13 protein-coding genes are annotated in these 18,509 nt (G+C 55.5%); 5 read left to right on the top strand and 8 right to left on the bottom strand.

All coding sequences use genetic code 11. The features are described from left to right. Window position 1 precedes the first annotated feature (1 nt). Window positions 2–814 (top strand): DoxX family protein, encoded by an 813-nt coding sequence (locus GP473_RS03850; RefSeq protein WP_185769035.1) that lies wholly within the window; start codon window positions 2–4, stop codon window positions 812–814. 188 nt (window positions 815–1,002) lie between these two features. On the opposite strand, the gene GP473_RS03845 is transcribed toward GP473_RS03850, so the two are convergent. Then, on the bottom strand, window positions 1,003–1,893 hold the full coding sequence (locus GP473_RS03845) for a LysR family transcriptional regulator (protein WP_246394903.1): 891 nt from the start codon (window positions 1,891–1,893) through the stop codon (window positions 1,003–1,005). A 66-nt stretch (window positions 1,894–1,959) separates the two neighbouring features. Between GP473_RS03845 and GP473_RS03840 the strand changes: the two genes are divergently transcribed. Both GP473_RS03840 and GP473_RS03835 read left to right on the top strand, forming a co-directional pair. Continuing rightward, window positions 1,960–3,021 carry a TDT family transporter gene (locus GP473_RS03840; RefSeq protein WP_185769037.1) on the top strand — a complete coding sequence of 354 codons (1,062 nt, stop codon included), beginning with the start codon at window positions 1,960–1,962 and terminating at the stop codon, window positions 3,019–3,021. 84 nt (window positions 3,022–3,105) lie between these two features. Further along, a complete protein-coding gene (locus tag GP473_RS03835; RefSeq protein WP_186277175.1) occupies window positions 3,106–5,562 on the top strand; it encodes a HelD family protein in 2,457 nt (818 codons plus the stop codon). A gap of 13 nt (window positions 5,563–5,575) precedes the next feature. Here GP473_RS03835 and GP473_RS03830 read toward each other — a convergent pair whose 3' ends face one another. From GP473_RS03830 to GP473_RS03815, 4 genes are all read right to left on the bottom strand, one after another. After that, window positions 5,576–6,010: a universal stress protein gene (locus GP473_RS03830; protein ID WP_185769039.1), complete on the bottom strand. Its 435-nt coding sequence runs from the start codon at window positions 6,008–6,010 to the stop codon at window positions 5,576–5,578. A 41-nt stretch (window positions 6,011–6,051) separates the two neighbouring features. Then, window positions 6,052–8,196 (bottom strand): excinuclease ABC subunit UvrB, encoded by a 2,145-nt coding sequence (uvrB, locus tag GP473_RS03825; protein WP_186277174.1) that lies wholly within the window; start codon window positions 8,194–8,196, stop codon window positions 6,052–6,054. 43 nt (window positions 8,197–8,239) lie between these two features. Beyond that, window positions 8,240–8,827, bottom strand: coding sequence for a dephospho-CoA kinase (gene coaE / locus GP473_RS03820; protein WP_185769041.1), 588 nt, complete (start codon window positions 8,825–8,827; stop codon window positions 8,240–8,242). Between the two features lie 297 nt (window positions 8,828–9,124). Next, entirely contained in the window at window positions 9,125–10,441 is a 1,317-nt protein-coding gene (locus GP473_RS03815; protein ID WP_185769042.1) for an acetyl-CoA C-acetyltransferase, read from the bottom strand. A 291-nt stretch (window positions 10,442–10,732) separates the two neighbouring features. Here GP473_RS03815 and GP473_RS03810 point away from each other — a divergent pair, with 291 nt between their 5' ends. Beyond that, window positions 10,733–12,085 carry a 3-oxoacyl-ACP reductase gene (locus tag GP473_RS03810; RefSeq protein WP_246394901.1) on the top strand — a complete coding sequence of 451 codons (1,353 nt, stop codon included), beginning with the start codon at window positions 10,733–10,735 and terminating at the stop codon, window positions 12,083–12,085. A 117-nt stretch (window positions 12,086–12,202) separates the two neighbouring features. Continuing rightward, window positions 12,203–13,111: a MaoC family dehydratase gene (locus GP473_RS03805; RefSeq protein WP_186277173.1), complete on the top strand. Its 909-nt coding sequence runs from the start codon at window positions 12,203–12,205 to the stop codon at window positions 13,109–13,111. A 127-nt stretch (window positions 13,112–13,238) separates the two neighbouring features. Here GP473_RS03805 and GP473_RS03800 read toward each other — a convergent pair whose 3' ends face one another. From GP473_RS03800 to rpsA, 3 genes are all read right to left on the bottom strand, one after another. After that, the gene (locus GP473_RS03800; protein ID WP_186277172.1) at window positions 13,239–15,011 is read right to left on the bottom strand and encodes an ABC transporter ATP-binding protein; all 1,773 of its coding nucleotides are present in this window, start codon (window positions 15,009–15,011) and stop codon (window positions 13,239–13,241) included. After that, window positions 15,008–16,780 carry an amidohydrolase gene (locus tag GP473_RS03795; RefSeq protein ID WP_222104970.1) on the bottom strand — a complete coding sequence of 591 codons (1,773 nt, stop codon included), beginning with the start codon at window positions 16,778–16,780 and terminating at the stop codon, window positions 15,008–15,010. The genes GP473_RS03800 and GP473_RS03795 overlap by 4 nt, the downstream gene beginning before the upstream one ends. A gap of 102 nt (window positions 16,781–16,882) precedes the next feature. Further along, window positions 16,883–18,349 (bottom strand): 30S ribosomal protein S1, encoded by a 1,467-nt coding sequence (gene rpsA / locus GP473_RS03790; RefSeq protein ID WP_185769045.1) that lies wholly within the window; start codon window positions 18,347–18,349, stop codon window positions 16,883–16,885. Between the last annotated feature and the right edge of the window lie 160 nt (window positions 18,350–18,509).

Here is an 18,509-nt window from a genome sequence, read left to right as displayed (position 1 = left end):
TATGATTCGCTCACTCGCCCGCCCACTGCTGGCTTCTGTTTTTGCTGTCGATGGTGCTCAGATGTTGAAGAACACCACCGAACACACGGCAGAAGCTCAAGCCATCGTCGGAAACGTTCGCCGCCTTCTTCCACCCAACGTCGCATCTTTCATCCCGAAGGACGAGGTCTCCTCAGTACGCCTCGTCGCTGGTACGAAGATCGCCGGCGCTGCATTGCTAGGCACCTCAAAGGCTCCTCGTCTAGGTGCAGCGGTGTTGGCTGCTATTCAGGTTCCTACCGCGATCACTCGCAATGCTTTCTGGTCCGAACAGGATAAGGACGTAAAGAAAACTAAGCAGCGTGGCCTCATCACTGAGTTGGCTTTGCTCGGCGGCCTCGCAATCACTGCTGAGGACACTGCCGGCAAGCCTGGTTTGAAATGGCGCGTCCAGAAAGCTCTGCCAGGAAAATCTGAGCAGGAAAAGATGCTAGAGAACGCTCAGACTCAGGCATCTGATCTTTTTGAGAAGGCCAAGGTGGGCGCTGCTCAGGCCAAGGAATCCGCACTCCAAGGTAAAGACGCTTTGGTCGCGTACGTGGACGACCATTCCGACGAGTGGAAAGAGTCCGCCGCCAATTTCTCCGAGAAGGCTCAAGCTTTCGCATCCAACCAGGCAGATAATCTCTCTGTCCAGGCTGCTGCATTGAGTGAACGTGCCAAGGAACAAAGCACGGAACTTCGCAAACAAGCCGAAGTGGCTCAAAAGAACGCTCGGAAGCAGGCCAAGAAATACCGCAAACAAGCCAAGAAGCAGGCCAAGAAGTACCGCTAATTTCGGTATGACGGGTTGAGCGGACCTGGGGAATACGTTCCCCCGGGTCCGCTTTATGCATTTCTGTATTAGCTGTTTGTTCGTTATCCATCAGATCCTCGCGCGCCTACCTGTACGCCGTTCGTTGAAACCATACACGGGCAATCAGGATGCGTAATTTCACTCCGTGGGTCAGCTAGGATCCGCACTTATACCCCGAACGGTTGCACAATAGCCGCTATAAAACGCTGGGCTTCTCCTCTTAATCGCCTCGGTCCAGTCCACACCGCACGGAGTTCGCGGCTGATGGAGAAATCTGTAGTTACCTCCCTCAGAGCCCCACTGGCGATCGATTCTGATACCGCCAAGCGGCTAAGGACAGCAGGTGCCGTTCCGGTTTGAGCTGCGACACGTACGGCGGCGTTCGTTGGCATCTCGACGGCTGAAATGGCCGCTCTCCCCAATGCAGCATCAAGCGCCACCCGGGTGCCAGAGCCAGCTTCGCGTGTGACCAAGGCTGTCTGTGCTAGCTGAGATGCCGTCACTGTGGTGCCTTCCCACGGATGACCCGGCGCAACCACGACAATTAACTCATCGTGAGCAACCGTAACACTATGCAGGTCGCCGGGAATAGTAGGAGATTCAACGAAACCAATGTCAGTATGCCCGGCGCGTATATCCTCCACGACACGCGAAGAGTTCAGGACTTTCACTTCCACCTGTAAGGAGGAATCAGCTTGGCGTAGAGAACTGATCCAACGAGGCAGCAGATGCTCAGCCACAGTTTGACTCGCGGATACCTGCAATGGGGTTGCCTCCCCTCCTCTCAGTGAGGCCACGCCTAGGGCGAGTCTGCAAGCCGCTTCCACAGCGTCCCGTGCCCATTCCACCACCAAAAGCCCCTCAGCGGTGAGCGTCGCGCCTGTTGTCGCTCTGTGAAGAAGCAATACCCCGAGTTGCCGTTCCAAGCGTGCGATTGAACGACTGGCATTGGGTTGCGCCATTCCTACGGCACGCGCTCCAGCCGAGAGGGAGCCGTAGTCCGCCACAGTAACGAGGAGTTCAAGGGCAGTGAGTTCCGGCCAGGTAGACATATTCATAGGATATACCCGCCATACAGAATTTACCGCTACCGAAAATTCCCGTGACAGTACAGAGTAGATGGCATGACCACGACTTCTCCCGCTCAGCTACCGGCAGCCGGCCCACAGTGGTATGGATCCGTTATGGGCACCGGAATTCTAGCCCTCCTTACCTCTATGCATTGGAGCGATGCCGTCGCAGGTCCTCCCTTCGCATTATTTTTGCTAACGGTCGATTGGCTACTACTCATCGGTCTCAGCGTGGCCTTTGCGGGACGAGTATCGCGTCGACCCTCCATTTTCCTCGAGACGCTCCGCCAGACACCGGTATTAGTGACATGGGGGATGGTCTCCATGGGCGTATTATCCACGGGGTCTGCGACTGCCACTGTCCTTGCCTCTCGCTGGGTCGAACACGCCCATGCGGTGTGGGTGACCGATACCGTGTTATGGACGATTGGCACAGCGATCGGCTTGGCGACAGCCTTTGGTTTCGGTGCACAAATCATCGGGCGTGACCTCGGTGCCCCAAATCTCACCTGGGGTCTTCCGATCGTCCCTCCTATGGTTTCCGCGACCACCGGAACTGCCCTTGTCACCCACACCGGTTCTCTCCCCGCCCAGGTGTGGATGCTCATGGCCACAGTATGTTGTTTCTTCCTTGCTCTATTCCTGGGTCTGATCGTCTTCGCAACCGCCTATCACCACCATTGGAGAATCGCACCGGTTCCATTGGCTGCACGACCAAGCAGCTGGATCCCCATCGGTATGGTCGGACAATCCACAGCTGCGGCTCAGTCTATTGCCTCCCAAGCAAAGCAATTCCTTGTCCCTGAAGCTCAGACAACGGTGCAGCATATCGCCGATGCCTACGGCTACGTCATGATGACTCTGGCGGTGCCCCTGATTCTCTGGGCAATAGTCACCACCGCCAGGGGTTTGATGGAGAAAATGCCTTACACACCGGGCTGGTGGGCAATGACATTCCCCGTGGGAACCGTAAGCTTGGGATCGTTGCTACTATCCCGAGGTTCTGGGCTCACATTTTTCCATGGGGTCTCCGTTACTGCGTGGGCTGTCTTATGCGGAACATGGACATTATGTGCAGTTGGTACGGTCATCGCACTTGTTAGGACGCGACGATAAGCTAAACTGGCTTCTTTCACTGACGGGATCCAAGCACAAAGAAGCGCGGAGCCTATCACGCATCCTTTCCCCTATTTGAACAACATGACTGACACCAACTCAGCAGGTACTCCATCAGGCCCTCCGGATGACCCCAACCGGCAGGACCACCATGAGGAGATTCTTCAAGAACAGAAATATCTCGATAGCCTCCTTCACCGCGTGGATACCGCACGCTCTCAGTTGGAGAGACGTCTCAAAGACGTCCGCAAAGAAGCTGATATCGACGATCCGCAAGGATTGATGATGCGTGACCGGGAAGCGCGAGATATCAACCAACGGTTAGAGTCCTACGCCGCAGCTGAAATTGGACTCATGTTTGGGCGTATTGATGTAGAAGATGACGAGCCGGAGAATCCCGTCATCTGCCCCACCTCCATCACTGGCGACATAGGCAGCAGCGCTGATCCTAGCCCCGATGGCAACACTGCAGACGCAAAGGGACACCTAGAAGCGCCCCTCGACCGCCGTTACATCGGGCGCATCGGACTGCATGACAACGACGCAACAATGCGTACCCTTCTCATGGATTGGCGCGCACCGATGGCTCGACCTTTTTATCTGGCGACAACACTCCATCCCGATGGAGTGCATGCACGGCGGCATATCAAAACTCGAGGACGGCGGGTCACCGATGTCTCTGATGAATACCTCATCTCCTCCCCCGAAGCGTCCCGCCATACAACTTCCTCCGTCGCCACTGAAGACGCTTTGCTCGACGCTGTGAACCGCGCCCGAAGTCCCCACATGCGCGACATAGTGGAAACGATCGCTGCAGAACAAGATGCTATTATCCGTTCTCCCCACCGTGGTGTCACCGTGGTACAGGGTGCCCCGGGAACGGGGAAAACCGCTGTCGCTTTGCACAGAGCAGCTTTTCTTCTCTATACCTGGCGTGATCAGCTCGAAAAGTCTGGCGTACTGGTCATCGGACCCAATGATCGCTTCCTAGCGTACATATCACAGGTGCTCCCCTCCCTAGGTGAAACAGGCGTGGTTCTCGCCACACCAGGAACCCTTTTACCTGGGATAACCGCCATTCCTGAGTCATCGCTGCTCTCCCGAGAAGTAAAAGGCTCCATCGAGATGGTAACCATCCTCAGCGACGCCGTGAAAACCTGGCAGACCATACCTTCTCAGCCAATCACTTTCACCGTCGATGGCGTGGATATAGCGCTTACCCCTCGCATGGTGAGTGCCTCTCGTACCCGTGCCAGACGCTCACGTCGGCCCCACAATCAAGCGCGACCCCTTTTCATCGAGCATGCACTCAGTCTTCTGGCCGACGCCATGGCAGAGACCATTGGGGCTGATCCACTGGGAGGGAGTAACCTCCTATCTGCATCAGATCGCGCACAACTACGCGATGATCTGGCCGAAGAACCTGAAATAATATCTGCACTGGATGAATTCTGGCCGGTGCTCATCCCTGAGAAAGTCTTGAGCCGCTTATTTGACTCCCCCGAAGAGGCAGCGGCCGAGTACGACGAACAAACCTGGGAGGGGCTACGGTGGCGTCGTACCCGACACCAAGCCACGGAAGAAGATTCGTCAACCACGCCTCCTACCTGGACCGATGCGGACACACCGCTACTAGACGAATTAGCCGAGATGCTAGGCATCATTGATGACGAAGAAGCGGCGGCCACAGAGCGCAAGCAATGGTTGGCAAAGATAGCAGAAGCCCAGGAAGCCCTGGATATCCTCTCAGGATCAGCATCACAAGATTTAGACGATGGGTTTGCTCCCGAAATACTCATGGCCTATGACGTCATCGATGCAGAAACCCTTGCTGATCGGCAACGGGAAAAAGATATCCGAAGCACCGCTCAGCGAGCATCCGCGGATCTGCGCTGGGCATTCGGCCACGTCATCGTCGACGAAGCGCAGGAACTCTCACCGATGGCTTGGCGGATGATTTTCCGCCGTTCCCCGAACAGGTGGATGACCATTGTCGGAGACCCTGCGCAAACAGGCAACCCCGCCGGTGTGGATTCTTGGGAAGATGTTCTCCAGCCCTTTGTTGACTCACGCTGGCAGATGCACGAACTTACAGTCAATTACCGCACGCCGAAAGACATCGCTGACATTGCAGCGCAACTACTCAAAGACATTGCTCCAGAACAACCTGCGCCCCTTGCCCTCAGAGACTCTGGCACGGGCGTGACCTATTGTGCGCGTTCGCACCTGCTCAAAGCCGTGGCGCACGCACAAAAAAGGGCGGATCACGGGATGATCGGGATCCTATTTGCCCCCGATAGCCTCGCCGCAGAAGAAGTGCAGCAACTCAACACTCTGGCCGAAACTCCACACGGAGCGGAAGTAGTACTGGCAGACACACGTTCGGCAAAAGGACTGGAATTCGACGAAGTCATCCTCGTAGAGCCTATGGACATAGTGGAGGCCTCACCGATGGGACTCAACGATGTTTACGTGGCTCTCACGCGGGCTACTCAAGGCCTAACGGTGGTTCATAACCGCGAACTCCCCTGGAGGGTGTAAGCAGACGTGGAGATTAATCCACGGTATGCACGATCATCGTGTCGCACTGTGATTGGCGTGCGAGATCCGCCGGCACACTGCCTAATAAACGCCCGGTTAAAGAATTAATCCCTCGGTTGCCCACGACAAGAAGATCAGCTTTGAGGTCATTGACAATGCCCATAAGCGCTTCAACTGGAGCTCCCTCCCGCATCTGTGCGCGGACCTGCTGAGCTCCCTCCTCCTTGGCAACGGTAATGGCGGAGGCCAAAACCTGATCCGCTCGCTGATCGCCGACTACGGCATTAGAATCCCCCCGTGATGACGATAGTGCGTCAGCATCCGAACCGTAGTAGGCGGAAGCCAAAACTAGTTCGGCATCGAACGCAGCCGCGATCCCCGCTGCGCGACGGACGGCTAAAAAGGAAGACTCAGAACCATCGGTACCGACGACGATCGTGTTGTACATGGGTGCTATCCTACCGTCTGCGCCAGGCTTACTCACACAGACTACATCCCGGCTTCTTTCATGCCTTTCAGCTCTTTCTTTAAGTCCGCGATTTCGTCCCGCAACCGACCTGCCAGCTCAAATCTCAACTCGCGGGCAGCCTCCTTCATTTGCAGGGTGAGGCTGGCGATAAGCTGTTCGAGTTCCGGACGAGCGAGATTCTGTCCTCCTTGCGAACCGAATCCAGAAACACCCCCACTCATCTCAGCGAGTGTTTCATCCGCCCGCACGTTAGCCTTTTTCAGCAGTGCCTCGTCCCCTGCGGCGCCGCTAAACTCTGCCACCTGATCCAATATGTCGGCAATCTTTTTACGCAATGGCTGCGGGTCGATGCCATGTTCGCGGTTATAGGCGATCTGCTTCTCGCGCCTGCGCTCGGTCTCATCAATAGCGAACTGCATGGACTCAGTCACCTTATCCGCATACATGATGACCTCGCCAGAGACATTACGTGCTGCACGGCCGATAGTCTGGATCAGTGAGCGGGTCGACCGTAGGAATCCCTCCTTGTCTGCATCGAGGATCGCCACGAGGGAAACCTCAGGCAAATCCAGTCCCTCACGTAACAGGTTGATGCCCACGAGCACGTCAAATTCACCGAGGCGCAACTGACGCAACAACTCGACACGCTTGAGGGTGTCGATATCAGAGTGCATGTACCGCACTTTCACGCCATGCTCCACTAAGTAGTCCGTAAGATCCTCGGCCATGCGTTTAGTCAGAGTGGTGACCAACACTCGTTCCTGTTTGTCGGTACGCTGACGGATCTCTTCAATGAGATCATCGATCTGCCCCTCGGTGGGGCGCACCTCGACCTTCGGATCGACAAGCCCGGTGGGTCGAATAACCTGTTCAACAAATTCTCCGCCAGCAGCGGCAATTTCATAATCGCCTGGGGTTGCGGACATATACACGCACTGCCCCTTACGATCGTCGAATTCCTCCCAGGTCAATGGGCGGTTATCCAATGCAGACGGCAACCGGAAACCGTGTTCGACAAGATTGCGTTTGCGCGAAGCATCACCTTCGAACATGCCGCCGATCTGTGGAACGGTCACGTGTGACTCGTCAATGATGGTAAGGAAATCCTCGGGGAAATAATCGATGAGAGTTGCCGGTGCACTTCCTGCTTCCCGCCCGTCGATATGGCGGGAGTAATTCTCAATACCGCTGGTGAAGCCGACCTGCTGAATCATCTCGAGGTCATACTCTGTGCGCATACGTAGACGTTGAGCCTCCAAGAGCTTGCCGCGATTTTCCAACTCCTCGAGGCGCTGTGCAAGTTCCTCCCTGATGGATTGCATAGCTTTCTCCATACGTTCCGGACCGGCTACGTAGTGAGTAGCGGGGAAAATCCTCAGCTCTTCAACCTGACGGATAATCTCTCCGGTGAGGGGATGAATGAAATACAGCGCATCTATTTCATCACCGAAAAATTCCACCCGCACCGCTAGCTCTTCATATGCCGGAATGATGTCCACTGTGTCGCCTTTGACTCGAAATGATCCACGGGTGAAAGAGACATCATTACGCGAGTATTGAATATCCACGAGTAGGCGCAGAAAACGGTCGCGTTCGACCTCCTCGTTGACCTTCAGCCACACTGAACGGTCGAGATAGGACTGCGGAGTGCCCAAACCATAAATGCACGACACCGAACTCACTACAACTACGTCACGGCGAGACAACAACGCCGACGTGGCTGAATGGCGCAGACGTTCCACATCTTCATTGATAGACGAGTCCTTTTCGATGTACGTGTCCGTCTGCGCGATATACGCTTCGGGTTGGTAATAGTCGTAGTAGGACACGAAGTACTCAACAGCATTGTTCGGCAGTAAAGAACGTAATTCATTGGCCAGCTGCGCTGCGAGGGTCTTGTTTGGTGCCATCACCAACGTGGGACGTTGAACCTTTTCAATGAGCCACGCCGCGGTTGCCGATTTACCTGTGCCCGTAGCACCCAAAAGGACGATGTCGCGCTCGCCCTTATCAATTCGCGACGCCAGCTCCTCAATTGCCTTAGGCTGGTCACCGGCTGGCTCATACTCGCTGATGACCTGGAACTTTCCGTCAGCTCGTTCAATGTCACCGACTGGTCGAAACTCGGAATAAGAAAGCTCTGGACGCTCTGCTGCAAATGCCATGGCTACCAGTGTAGCCACGCCCGCGACCGCCTCAGATCAGGGTTTAAACAACCTCATCCCAGAAGCTCTCTACTTGTTCCATCAGCTCCTCGAGATCCCCGGAATTATCTAAAACAGTGTCTGCGACGGCTAGGCGTGTTTCGCGGTCGATTTGCGCATCAATGCGAGCACGTGCATCCTTCTCATCCAGATTGCGGTACTGCGTCAACCGTTTCACCCGAACGTCGTCGGGAGCATCCACTACCAGAACATGATCCACGCGGTCCGCCTCACCATTTTCAATGAGCAATGGCATGTCGTAGACAAGAACCTTCTCTCCCTCTAGCTCAGCCTCATGAAAAAGCTCATCTGTGCGCTCACGAATGCGAGGATGCGTGATGGAGTTTAATTTCTTCGTCGCTTCGCGACTAGCAAAAGCCTGACGTGCAAGTTCCTGCCGGTTAAGAGTGCCATCCTCATTGAGGATGCCTTCAAATTCTTCTGCGAGTTCAGCTAGCGCCGGCTCACCGGGTTCCACTATTTCCCGGGCGATTTTGTCAGCATCCACGACAAACGCGCCCATTTCATCTAGTTTTTTCGACACCGTGGACTTGCCTGAGCCAATGCCGCCTGTCAGACCGATCTTTAACATGGCTTTAGATTAATGCCCTTCGTCCTCTCGGGGATAGAGATTGGTGGCGTCGAAGAGAAAACAAGGAGATAAATCACATCAGCGGGATGCCCCTGCCATCTGGAAAAGCCGCAACAAAAACGGGGCTTCCCTTCCCGGAAACCCCGCTGTTAGCACGGACGCTCTCACCCACTGCGAACATTCACATTCACTGCAAGCGGCCATACTCGCTGCAAATGTCCACACCCGTTACGAACGTCCACACTCACTGCCTAGAGCTCAATCACGAGGTGCTGCACATGGTGCAGCACACGAAAATTAACGCTCTAGGATAGCCACAATGCCCTGGCCACCAGCGGCACAGATAGACACCAGTGCGCGACCCGAGCCCTTCTGTTCCAGCAACTTCGCAGTAGAAGCAACAATACGGCCACCAGTTGCAGCAAATGGGTGTCCCGCAGCCAGCGAAGAACCATTCACATTCAGCTTGGAGCGGTCGATGGAGCCCAGTGGGGCATCCAATCCCAGGCGCTCACGGCAGTAATCCTCAGACTCCCAAGCCTTCAAAGTGGCCAAGGTCTGAGAGGCAAAAGCCTCATGAATTTCATAGAAATCGAAATCCTGCAGAGACAAGCCATTACGCTCCAGCATGCGCTTAACAGCAATAGTTGGAGACATCAGCAGGCCGTCCGGTGTGCAACCATTCTTGCCATGAATGAAGTCCACAGAAGCGACCTCAGAATCAACCAAGTAAGCACGAACCGGAATGTTGTGCTCCTCAGCCCACTCTTCGGATGCGGCCAAAACTACGGAGGCTCCATCGGTCAGAGGAGTGGAGTTACCGGCAGTCATGGTTGCGGTAGTGCCATGAGCCTCCGCATCACGCTTGCCGAATACTGGCTTAAGTTTGGCGAGCTTCTCTACGGTCGAATCTGGACGCAGGTTGGTATCACGCTGAACACCCAAGTATGGAGTGAGAAGATCCTCAAAGAAGCCATCCTCATAAGCTTTGGCCAGCTTCTGATGGGATTCGGCGGCCAGCTGATCCTGATCTTCCCGGGAAATGCCCATTTCGCGAGCTGTGATTGCGGCGTGCTCACCCATGGATAGACCAGTGCGGGGCTCACCGTTAGAAGGCTGTTCTGGCGCAATCTGGGATGGGCGAATAGAACCCAGCAACTTCAATCGTTGCTGCGTGGTCTTAGCGTTGGTGACCTTGATCAGGGTCTTACGCAGTTCATCGTTGACAGCCAGAGGAGCATCGGAGGTGGTATCCACACCGCCGGCAATGCCAGCTTCGATGCGACCCAAAGCAATGGCGTCAGCCACCTGAACAAGGGCAGCTAGGCCTGTGCCACAAGCCATCTGCAAGTCGAATGCAGGGGTGGTGGAAGAAAGAGCAGAACCCAGGACGACTTCACGAGTGAGGTTGAAATCGCGGGAATGCTTCAGCACAGCACCAGCAGCCACCAGGCCCAGCTCCTCGCCCTGCAGACCGTAGCGAGCTACGAGGCCATCCAGCGCAGCAGTCAGCATGTCCTGGTTAGAAGCATCCGCATACTCCTTGTTGGAGCGGGCGAAAGGAATACGGTTGCCGCCCAGGATGGCGACCTTGCGAGGGGATCCGTTAGTCATAGTCAGATTCTCTCCATGGAAGTAGTGGTTGTTAGCGGTGTATGCGCACACGGGCACTCCCGGTGACTGTACACGAACAAAAGTGTGCGCCAAGTTTCTTCGATGTCACACCTTGAGCTCGATCACACCGTAGGGTTATATACAAGAACATACATTGTCTTGGCGATGTGCGTTAATGAAAGACGGGAAATAGTGACGGAGTTCTCCACTCCAAGACACCTTCTCGCCCCTTCGCTATCGTGGAGAGCTAGACAACACATATCGCAGCAAAATACGTCAAGGAGTTTTTACGTGTCTGCACCAAAGAAGGACGCATTCCTGCAGTTCTTGGATTCCCCGGCCGGTAAGTTCATCGCACCTAAGATCGGTATTCCACAGCAGGAGCCTCTACGCCGTTACAAGAAGGGCGAGCCTGCCCTCGACGGCACCGTCCTGCTAGGTGGCCGTGGTCGCATCGCCGATGGTCTCAAGAGCCTTCTCTCTGGCGACTACCAGGTCACCGACACTGCCGGAGAAGGTAAGCACGCAGCATTCGTTTTCGATGCGACCGGTATCAAGCGTCCCGAAGACCTCCAGGAAATTTTCGACTTTTTCCACCCAATCATGCGCCAGATCAAACCATCCGGCCGCATCGTCGTCATCGGCACCACCCCGGAGCTGTGCGACGACGCCGATGAACGCATCGTCCAGCGTGGCCTCGAAGGCTTCACTCGCTCCGTGGCCAAGGAGCTGCTGCGTGGCGCTACCGCTCAGTTGGTCTACGTTGCCCCAGAAGTATCCTCCGATGATCTCTCCGGCGTGGAATCTACCATCCGATTCCTCCTCTCTGGAAAGTCCGCTTTTGTCGACGCACAGGTTATTCGCGTAGGCGCTGAGGGAGCTGAGCTTCCCTCGAACTGGGATCTGCCCACCGAAGGAAAGATCGCCGTCGTAACCGGTGCGGCTCGCGGTATCGGCGCTACCATCGCCGAAGTTCTAGCTCGCGACGGCGCCAAGGTCATTTGCGTAGACGTCCCTCAAGCAGGTGAAGGTCTGACCGAAACCGCCAATAAGGTCAAGGGAACCGCCCTCCCATTGGATGTCACCGCAGCTGATGCTGCAGACAAGATCAAGGAACACGCCGAGCAACGTCACGGTGGACCAGTGGACATCATCGTTCACAACGCTGGTATTACCCGCGATAAGCTGCTCGCCAACATGGATGAAGGCCGCTGGAACGCAGTCATGTCCGTCAACCTCATCGCCCCAGTACGCATCACCGAGGGCCTGCTCGCTAATGGTGGTTTGGCAGAAAACGGTCGCGTCATCGGCGTTTCCTCTATCGCTGGTATCGCCGGTAACCGAGGTCAGACCAACTACGGCCTGACCAAGGCCGCAATCATCGGTTTCGTCGATTCTCTCTCTGCCAAGCTGGCAGAGAAGAACATCACCATCAATGCTGTTGCGCCGGGCTTCATTGAAACTGCCATGACAGCAGCCATCCCATTCGGAACCCGCCAGGCTGGTCGTCTGATGAGCTCCCTGCACCAGGGTGGTCAGACCGTGGACGTTGCAGAAGCAATCGCTTACTTCGCAGCTCCAGCCTCCAGCTCCGTCACCGGCAACACTATCCGTGTCTGTGGCCAGGGTCTGTTGGGCGCTTAATTCCCCAGCGTTCCCAACGCCAGCTATCTAAGCTAGGTGTTGGGAATTGCTCGCATTAATGACGTGCATAACTAGAGTCTGCTGGCGTCGAAAAAGGAAAAGGAAACACAGCACACAATGACTACCGTGACCTACAAGGAACTCGATTCCATCCCAGTGCTGATGGACGAATACCGCAACGCGGTCAAGGACATCATTCCGGGCGTGGGTACCAAGCGCAGCGCCAAGGAGAACCCCACCACCGCGTACAAAGTCAAAGGCGTGAAAATCGATGTTCGTCACCTCGCTGCCTACAACAGCGCGACGGGACTGCGCCTCCGCAACGAACTGCCACTGACCTATCCCTACGTGTTGTCTTTCCCTCTCGTTATGAAGGTGATGACCTCAAAAGACTTCCCTTTGACTGCGGTGGGACTGGTTCATCTCAACAACACCATCGAGCAAACTCGTCCCCTAACAGTCGACGATGTGCTGGACATCTCCGTGCATGCGGAGAACCTGCGTCCTCACACCAAGGGCGTACTCATCGATTTCATCACCACGGTTTCCGTCGCTGGTGAGGACATTTGGACACAAACCTCTGCATTCCTCGCGAAGGGCGCTAAACTTTCAAGCTCCTCCCCTTACAAGAACGTCGAGCCGACGGATGCGCGCCTTCTCGATAAAGCGGAGAAACCAGAAGTATCACCGACTGCCAGCTACCGCGTGACCCCGGAAGACATCAAGATTTATGCTGAGGCTTCCGGCGATAAGAACCCTATCCACGTTTCCAACCTCGGCGCCAAGGCCTTTGGATTCCCCGCCACCATTGCACACGGCATGTGGTCTGCAGCCACCATGTTGCGTGGTCTGGAGGGACAGATTCCACCAGCGGCTCGCTTCCAGGTGGATTTTGCTAAACCAGTGGTCCTCCCAGCTTCCATTGCCTACTTCGCTAAGAAGGACAACACCAGCTGGGATCTACAGCTGCGCAAAGCATCAAAATTGGATACGCTGCATGCTACCGGACGCATAGACGCTCTCTAGGCCTCCTGCACATCACCGTCCTCGTCCCTCTCAGGCTACGCTGAGAGGGACTATTGTTGTTCACCCATGAGAAAGACAGCGAAAAGAAACCCAAAAAGCCTTCTCAACGGAGACTGAACCGGGGAACCTAATCCAAGAGCTGACGGTGTGCTAGATCACGATACAGCGTGCTGATCTGCAGCAATTCTTCATGTGTACCTACGGCAACCACTCTGCCAGCTTCCATAACAATAATCTGATCCGCGTCAATCACGGTGGACAACCTGTGGGCGACTACCACGAGTGTCCGTCCACGGGCAGAATCTGCAATTGCATCCAAAATAAGCTGCTCATTGCGAGAATCCACCGCGGACGTTGGTTCGTCTAATAGCAAAATCGGGGCATCCATCAAAAGCATGCGAGCCAATGCTAAGCGCTGGCGCTGACCACCCGAGAGGCTCATGCCACGGTCACCAATAAGCGTGTCTAGACCTTCTGCCTGCTGAAAGTGCTGATCCAATCCCACCTGTCGCACACAGTCCCAGCATTCGCCGTCTGTAGCATCGTACCTCGCCAGCAGCAAGTTGTCACGCACTGTTCCCGCCAGCACCGCTGCTTCTTGTTCAACGTAACCGATAGAACGACGTACCGACTCCCGTGTGAGGCCAGACATGTTCTGCTCTCCTAGGTAGATCGTGCCAGAGTCAGGATCGTAGAACCGCTGCATTAAAGCAAGCGTGGTGGATTTTCCAGATCCCGATGGACCAACAAAAGCTGTGACTTTACCGGCCGGTATCTGAAAACTCACATCATGCAGCACCTCAGTACGAACCACGGATTCCACCGACTCCCCTTCCATTTCTTTCGCAGATGGATAGGAGAAGGAGATGGCGTCGAAGGAAAGGGACGAGGCCAATTGCGCCTCGTCACCGGCGGTGGATTCCTCGGGGGTATCTAGTACTTCCTGTATCCGCTCGATAGCCCCCATCGCCGAACGGATCGTTGTCACCGCTCCGAAAATCTGCCCGAGAGGCATAGCGAGCATGAACAAGTAGAGAGCAAAGGCGACAAGATCACCCACGGCGATTGTTCCAGTGGAAACACGCGCGCCTCCTACTCCCAACACAATGAGAAAACTGGCCTGCAACGCCAAACCGCTCACGGGATAGAGAAAAGCCTCAATTTTCGCTGTTTGCTTACCCTTACCGAATGCGCGTTCTGCCTCCGCCACCAGATCATCTTCCACCTGTTGTTGGGCATTGGCAGCCCGAATAGTTCGAATAGCAACAAGAGCGCGATCCATGCCAGCGCCCAACAGCCCGACAGATTTCTGCAACTGTTTGGTGTATCGCTGGATCTTTTTCGATGCGATCACCACAATCACCACAGTTCCTGCCACCAACACCAGCACCATACTGAGCAAGAAGACATCAATCAGTGCCATCAAAATGATGGATCCCAGCATGGTGACCACACCAGCAATAGCGTCGACAAGGCCTCCGGTAAACGCAGAGCGAATCAAGGTGGTATCAGAGCCCAATCGCGTGACGAGATCACCAGTACGCATGCTGTCATAACGTGCCATCGGCAATCTCAGCATGCGAGCTATAAGGCGTCCTCGAGTCTGAAAAACTGCTGCCTCGGCAGTGCGGTTGAGAACGAAAATCTGGCAGGCAGATGCCACCGCTGTTACCAACATGATCGCGAACAAGACGAGAACCAGGTCCGTTACTGAGCCATGGCCAACCTCACCGATAATCCTGTTCATGACCTCTGGCTGTAGCAACGCACCCACGGAGTTAACCAACGCAAACACAATCCCCAAGACAAGCGCGCCTCTGTGGAAAGCCAGCATGCCCAACAGAGTGCGAAAAGCCCCGGACGTTCTGGTCATCGAGCTAGGATCTGTCATCAATGTCATCTCGCGTACACTACTCTTCCCGCAGCAATCGTCATATTCACCGACGTATCACGTACCGCACTGGCATGAGCGAACAATGATTCTTCCGAAGGATACGTCCCAGACATCCCATTGCCTCCCCACTCGTCGGTGACAAAAGGATCCGTATCCACGATGATAAAGTCCGCATTTTTCCCAGCCGCCAATACACCCGTATCCTGTTCGATCCCTGCCGCGTAGGCTGCGCCGACGGTGTGGGCACGCACGGCGTCATAAGCAGAAATTCGGCGATCGGGTTGGAAACTCGTCGAAGGATCACCGTCAATGCTCGCACGGGTCATTGCGGCGTAGATTGCCGCAAAAGGATTGGTCGGTTCTACGGGGGCATCAGAGCCAAAGGCTATAGTGACACCTTTCTCACTCAAATCTTTCCAGGGATAGGCAACCAGTCCAGGATTGTGTTCAACCAGCGGAAGTAATGGTATGTCCGAAATGCAATGGCGGGGTTGCATCGAAGCGATGACTCCGAGTTTCGCAGCAAGGCGTACATCTGCCAACTGCATGAATTGAGCATGTTCGAGGCGTGGGCGGAGGGGAACACCGGTTCGCTGCATTGCTTTCAACCGTTGAGGCTCAGTGCGCAAAAACGTGTGAAGGACATTGTGATTGGCTTGATCTCCAATGGCATGTATGGCTACCGAAATACCACGCTGATAAGCCTGACATACCTGATCCGCTAACGTATCTCGACTAGAGACCTGCAGTCCGTAGTTCAGGGAGCCATCACGGGCTGGTTGTGGGAAAGGGTGGGACATATGACACGTTTGAGACCCCAGTGCACCGTCGGAAAACAACTTGAGCCCGCCCTGAACAAAGCGGCTTCCTTCCCGGTTACCCGTCTTCCAACCGCTCATGACAGCGTCCTCCCACTCTTCCACCCGCAGATACTTCACAACGTGCAAGAGGAGCTCGCCGGAAGCGTTTAAGCCGCGCCATGCCTCGCGGGAATTACCCCCATCGAAATCATGAACACCAATGATTCCTTCAGCCAGCCAAGCCTGTTGTGCTTGGCGCAATTGCTCGATGCGCGCGGCAAGTGGCACAACGGGAAATCTACGCGCAGCCCGCATCGCAGCCTCTTCCTTGAGGACTCCAGTGATGGCGGCGCGTTCGTCACGCACGATGCACCCGCCGGGTGGATCCGGGGTGGCGTCATCTATACCCACGTAGTCCAGAGCCGCAGCATTGAGCCACAAAGTGTGAAAATCGACGGACCACACAGCGACAGGACGGTCCGGCAGTAATTCATCAAGCAATGCTCGGTGAGGTTCCACCACATCGTTCCACGCGTTCGCGTCCCATCGTCCCCCAGTAACCCACTGTCCGACGGGCAGTCTGCGGGCATGTTCGACTATGCGATGTGCAGCCTCCCTCATGCTGCGACAATCCCTAAGATCTACTTCACAGCGCGAAGCCGCCGTGGCCATGGCATGGATATGAGCATCGACAAAACCCGGTAGGATCACACCACCGCCACAGTCAATCTCTTCGACTCGAGAATTATCCCTCAACCGCGAGCGGACAAAATCACGAGTTTCAGCCACGCTGCCTACAAAGGAAATCTTGTCCCCTTCAACAACGAGTGCTTCCGCTAAGGTTTCCCCCGTATACTGACCGGTTCGCATTTGTGAGGATGAATGACTCATGGTGTAGACACGAGCGTTCGCGAAGATTTTCATGCCATCCATGAGTAGCACAGTGCCGCGACAAAGTTGAACGCCCGTTCCCACGTCAAGGATACGGGCGTTCTTTTTCTCTCATCGACCGGCTTTAGCCAGCGCTTTCACGCCGCCGGGGCTGGTCGAGTATGACCGTCAACGAATGGCGGCGGGTTATTCAGCGCTACCTGCCAGCTTTTCACGCAGTGCAGCGAGCTGCTCATCGGAGGCCAGCGTTCCTGCGTCGGAGGACGCGGACTCAGATTGAGCGGAGGAAGAGCTGTTGGACTCAGAGGAGTAGCCTCCCTCACCGTTTGCTGCGGCTTCGGCTGCAGCTGCACGGTTACGCTCGATCTGAGCGGTGTGCAGACGGTGACGACGCTCCGCCTCGGCGTAACGGTTCTCCCACTCCGTGCGCTGCTCCTCGTAGCCTTCGAGCCACTCGTTGGTTTCGGCATCGAAGCCCTCAGGGAAAATGTAGTTACCCTGCTCGTCGTAGGAATCAGCCATGCCGTACTTGGATGGGTCGAACTCCTCAGTGTAGTCCTCGTCAGCCTGCTTGAGGGACAGGGAAATGCGACGACGCTCCAAGTCGATGTCGATGACCTTGACCATGGCATCTTGACCAACTGCAACAACCTGATCTGGTACCTCGACGTGGCGTTCTGCCAACTCGGAGATGTGTACCAGACCCTCGATGCCCTCGTCCACGCGAACGAACGCACCAAATGGAACCAACTTGGTGACCTTGCCCGGAACAATCTGGCCGATTGCGTGGGTGCGAGCGAAGACACGCCATGGGTCTTCCTGCGTTGCCTTCAAGGACAGAGACACGCGCTCGCGATCCAGATCAACATCCAGAACCTCAACGGTGACTTCATCGCCGACGGTGACCACCTCGGATGGGTGATCAATGTGCTTCCACGACAGCTCCGAGACGTGAACCAGACCGTCTACGCCACCCAAGTCGACGAATGCACCAAAGTTGACGATGGAAGACACCACTCCCTTGCGAACCTGGCCCTTCTGCAGCTGGTGCAAGAACTCGGAACGAACCTCAGACTGAGTCTGCTCCAGCCATGCACGGCGAGATAGCACAACGTTGTTGCGGTGCTTGTCCAGCTCGATAATCTTGGCCTCGATCTCCTGCCCGATGTATGGCTGCAGATCACGCACACGACGCATCTCAACAAGAGAAGCTGGCAGGAAGCCACGGAGGCCGATATCGAGGATCAGGCCACCCTTGACAACCTCAATAACGGTGCCGGTAACTGGCTCATCCTTCTCCTTGAGCTCTTCGATGGCACCCCAAGCGCGCTCGTACTGTGCACGCTTCTTGGAGAGGATGAGGCGACCTTCCTTGTCCTCTTTGGTGAGAACCAAAGCATCGATCTCGTCGCCGACCTCAACGACCTCGCTCGGGTCTACGTCGTGCTTGATGGACAGCTCACGGGAAGGGATGACACCCTCGGTCTTGTATCCGATGTCCAGAAGGACCTCGTCGTGATCGACCTTGACGACGGTGCCTTCGACAATGTCACCATCGTTGAAGTACTTGATGGTGGCATCGACAGCAGCGAGGAAATCCTCAGCGGAGCCGATGTCGTTGATGGCTACCTGAGGGACGTTGTTGGTGGACATGTAGTAGTAGTCTCCGAAACGGATTGAAATAGAATTGGACAGTTACCAGAGCGTGCCTTACGAAGCTCGCTCTCACCCGCCCTTTCTCGGCCGAAACGGCACCGCAGAACACGTGAGAACGCCTCCTAGGGACAGTAATCCCCAGGCACACAACACTGTA

The sequence above is a fragment of the Corynebacterium anserum genome (genome assembly GCF_014262665.1).
GTDB classification, from domain to species: Bacteria; Actinomycetota; Actinomycetes; order Mycobacteriales; family Mycobacteriaceae; genus Corynebacterium; species Corynebacterium anserum.
Note: the sequence above shows the minus strand (reverse complement) of the source record. Positions and strands in the feature narration are given on the sequence as shown.

Bases quoted from the DNA above. Each gene is read 5' to 3' on its own strand.
- GP473_RS03805 (WP_186277173.1), top strand. From the start codon at position 12,203: ATGACTACCGTGACCTACAAGGAACTCGATTCCATCCCAGTGCTGATG.
- coaE (WP_185769041.1), bottom strand. From the start codon at position 8,827: ATGTTAAAGATCGGTCTGACAGGCGGCATTGGCTCAGGCAAGTCCACG.
- GP473_RS03835 (WP_186277175.1), top strand. From the start codon at position 3,106: ATGACTGACACCAACTCAGCAGGTACTCCATCAGGCCCTCCGGATGAC.
- uvrB (WP_186277174.1), bottom strand. From the start codon at position 8,196: ATGGCATTTGCAGCAGAGCGTCCAGAGCTTTCTTATTCCGAGTTTCGA.
- GP473_RS03840 (WP_185769037.1), top strand. From the start codon at position 1,960: ATGACCACGACTTCTCCCGCTCAGCTACCGGCAGCCGGCCCACAGTGG.
- rpsA (WP_185769045.1), bottom strand. From the start codon at position 18,349: ATGTCCACCAACAACGTCCCTCAGGTAGCCATCAACGACATCGGCTCC.
- GP473_RS03815 (WP_185769042.1), bottom strand. From the start codon at position 10,441: ATGACTAACGGATCCCCTCGCAAGGTCGCCATCCTGGGCGGCAACCGT.
- GP473_RS03850 (WP_185769035.1), top strand. From the start codon at position 2: ATGATTCGCTCACTCGCCCGCCCACTGCTGGCTTCTGTTTTTGCTGTC.
- GP473_RS03845 (WP_246394903.1), bottom strand. From the start codon at position 1,893: ATGAATATGTCTACCTGGCCGGAACTCACTGCCCTTGAACTCCTCGTT.
- GP473_RS03830 (WP_185769039.1), bottom strand. From the start codon at position 6,010: ATGTACAACACGATCGTCGTCGGTACCGATGGTTCTGAGTCTTCCTTT.
- GP473_RS03800 (WP_186277172.1), bottom strand. From the start codon at position 15,011: ATGACATTGATGACAGATCCTAGCTCGATGACCAGAACGTCCGGGGCT.